This window comes from Subtercola sp. RTI3 (assembly GCF_035018625.1).
Lineage (GTDB): Bacteria > Actinomycetota > Actinomycetes > Actinomycetales > Microbacteriaceae > Subtercola > Subtercola vilae.
In genome coordinates this window covers 1-3192 of record NZ_JASJXO010000108.1, presented here as the reverse complement: position 1 = coordinate 3192, position 3192 = coordinate 1, and the positions used below count along the sequence as shown (strand labels likewise).

At 64.2% G+C, this 3192-nt stretch carries 2 protein-coding genes and 1 pseudogene; 1 reads left to right on the top strand and 2 read right to left on the bottom strand.

Annotation, left to right across the window (positions count from 1 at the left end; all coding sequences use genetic code 11):
- Nucleotides 1-89: pseudogene (locus QN358_RS18765) on the bottom strand (aquaporin family protein); the annotation flags it as partial.
- A 134-nt stretch (nt 90-223) separates the two neighbouring features.
- Entirely contained in the window at nt 224-2020 is a 1797-nt protein-coding gene (locus QN358_RS18760; RefSeq protein WP_416352029.1) for a glycerol-3-phosphate dehydrogenase/oxidase, read from the bottom strand.
- A 230-nt stretch (nt 2021-2250) separates the two neighbouring features.
- Between QN358_RS18760 and QN358_RS18755 the strand changes: the two genes are divergently transcribed.
- Nucleotides 2251-3150 (top strand): sugar-binding transcriptional regulator, encoded by a 900-nt coding sequence (locus tag QN358_RS18755; RefSeq protein ID WP_136643848.1) that lies wholly within the window; start codon nt 2251-2253, stop codon nt 3148-3150.
- Nucleotides 3151-3192 lie beyond the last annotated feature (42 nt).

Here is a 3192-nt window from a genome sequence, read left to right as displayed (position 1 = left end):
GCGACGTTTGCGACGACTCCTGTTCCCAGGAGTACCAGCAGAGCTGTGCCTACCAGCTCCGAAACGAAATCAAGACCTAAACCGTCCACGTTGACCTTCCTTTTGCGGCACCTATGCCGCGGTTATTTGGAAACCTTGAAGCACGACTGCGCGTGCGGAACCAGAATGAAACCTAGCGCCGCACGCGCTTCGTCAACAAGGCGTTTGGGTGCACATTCGTGCATTATTTGGCGGGAGTGAAACTCTCCTGCTGTGCCGCCTCAGGTATGCCGCCGCCGGCGGTACCTGCCTCGAGTACCAATCCGTGGAAGAAATCGAGCGTCTCCACGGCGAGTGTCTTCTCGGCGGCCAGCTGTTCGGCCGACCACGAGAGGTGCGAGCCGATGAGACCAGCGAGTTCGTCGAACACGGGCTGCGTGAGGCCGCCAGTGAAGGCAACGATCGTGCGTCGCAGGACGACGTCGGTGAGGTGCACCACGTACTCGGTGTTCACCAGAAAGTCGATCTCTGCGGTGCTGTACTCGGGCAGCGACACCAGCGCGGCATCGTCGGAGTGCTCAGCGATGTAGGCAATGACCTCAGCCGCCTTGGTTCCGTAGCGCTTCAGCAGCTGCGCCGTGCGGGCCTTAGAGAGCGCGCCGGAGTGTTCGGCGACCCAGGCCTCGGTGGCCGACGTCGTGGTGGGGAACCCCACGCCGCCGCCGATCTGCAGGTTCTCCGTACTCGTCGTACGGGTGGTGCCGAGCAGGCCGAGTGTCTCGTTGGTGAGGTGCTCGGCGAGGGCGCGCCACGTCGTCCACTTGCCACCCACCAGGCTCAGCACGGGCGTTTTCTTGTCGCCCGCGAAGACGGTCTGCTCGATGCGGTAGTCACGCGAAACGAATCCGGGTGCGGTGTCGTCGTGCTTCGGCAGCGGCCGGATGCCCGAGTACCGGTAGACGATCTGAGAACGATCGACCGCGATCGTTGGGAAAACGTGCGAGACGAGTTCGAAGAAGTAGTCGACCTCCTCTTCGGTGGTGACGCTCGGCTCGCTCGGGTCGGCTTCGATGTCGGTGGTGCCCACCAGCACGCGGCCGTTGAGCGGGTAGATCAGCACAATACGACCGTCGTTGTTCTCGAAGAAGATCTCGCCGCCAGCGCAGGCGTCGTGCAGTTCCTGGTTGTTCAGCACGATGTGCGAACCCTTGGTGCCACCCATGAAGCTGGTGCTCTTGCCGAGGGCGATGTTGGTGAGGTCGGTCCAGGGCCCGGAGGTGTTGACGATGACATCGGCCTTCACGGTGAACTCGGTGCCGCTCACGGTGTCGCGCAGAACCACGCCCTCTGCGCTGGAGCCGATCGCTTCGACGTAGTTCACGCTGCGGGCTTTGCCGCCTGAGCCGGCCACGCGGCCGTCGCCGACGATGTCGAGCGCGAGGCGTTCGGGGTTCTCGACGGCTGCGTCGTAGTAGCGCGCGGTGTACTTGACCGAGTCACGGAGCTTGGGAAACTTGGCCATCGACTTCTTGTGGCCCTTGAACTCGTGGCGGGGAACAGTGCCCCCGTCACGCGAGAACGAGTCGTAGCCGGTGAGGCCGAGCTTGATGAGCAGTGCTCCACGCTCTTTCGGCTTGCCGGCCTGCTTGTGCGTCAGTAGACGGAGGGGGGCCGAGAGGATGCCGGAGAAGGTCGAGAAGATCGGGATGGTCGTGGGCAGCGGCTTCACGTAGTGCGGCGCCAGGCGGAGCAACCGGTTGCGTTCCTGCACCGATTCGCGAACGAGCCGGAACTCGCCGTTCTCGAGGTACCGAACACCACCGTGGATCATGTGGCTCGACGCGGCAGACGCGCCGGAGATGAAGTCACTGCGCTCGACGAGGATCACGTCGACGCCCTGCAGTGCGAGGTCGCGGAACGTACCCACGCCGTTGATGCCGCCGCCGATGACCAGAACCTGGGCCGTGGGGCGATCGAGAATTGCCTGAACGTCGCTGCGTACTGCGGCCGTGTTCGACGTTTCAGTGTTGATGTCGGTCACTGTTTACTCGCCTTCGTGTATGTCTGAGGTTGCACCCGTGCAATCTGTGTGACTCAATACATAATGAGAACTGGCACACGAATGGTCAAGCTACTTGCACATACGTGCACGGCGGTGCCATCGTCGGTGCGGGAGACAGAGGGAGGTGCCCGGTGAAGGCACTCATTGCAGAGCATCCGACATCGAGCGAGCGCGTGCGTGACGCGCTGCGTGCGGCGCACCTCTACTACATGCAAGACCTCACGATGGAGGCGATCGCGGCCGAGCTGCACACCTCCCGTTCGTCGGTGTCGCGGCTCATCAGCTACGCCCGCGAGGCGGGTCTCGTTGAGATCCAGGTGAAGACGCCGGCCGAACGAATCTCGAATGCACTGCAGCGCGTGCAGGAGAAATACCACGTCACTCTGCACGTCGTGCCGGTGCCCGATTCGGCGAATGAAGTCGACCGACTGGAGCGGGTGGCCATGTCGGCCGCACGCATCCTGAACCCGTTCTTCGATTCGAATATGACCATGGGCATCGCCTGGGGCAGCACGATCAGCGCGGTGGGGCGTCACTTGCAACCCAAGGTCACGCACAACTCGCAGATCGTGCAGCTGAACGGTGCCGCGAACACCCGAACGACAGGCATCGTCTACGCGAGCGAGATCATGAGCCGGTTCGGAAATGCGTACGGCGCCTACGTGCAGCAGTTTCCCGTGCCGGCGTTCTTCGACGACCCGGCCACGAAGCAGGTGCTCTGGCGTGAGCGCAGCATTCGGCGCGTGCTCGACATTCAGAAGCGAATGGATGTTGCACTCTTCGGCCTCGGAACCCCGCTGTCTGACGTGCCCGGCCACGTCTACACCAGCGGCTATCTCGACGAGCAGGACTTCGCGAGCCTCAGCGCCTCGAACGTGGTCGGCGACGTGGCGACCGTGTTCTACCGGGCCGACGGCTCGAGCGCCGACGTGCCGATGAACCTGCGCTCGAGCGGGCCACCCCTCGACCAGCTCGCCCGCGTTTCGCGCCGCGTCTGCGTCGTCTCGGGCCGGTCGCGCCTGCCGGCCCTCCGCGGGGCACTCGCCGCTCACCTCATCACCGACCTCATCATCGACGAGGCCACCGTGCACGGCCTGCTCGAAGACTGACCCCGCCCCGGCGCCCCCCCCCCCCCCCCCCCCCCCCCCCCC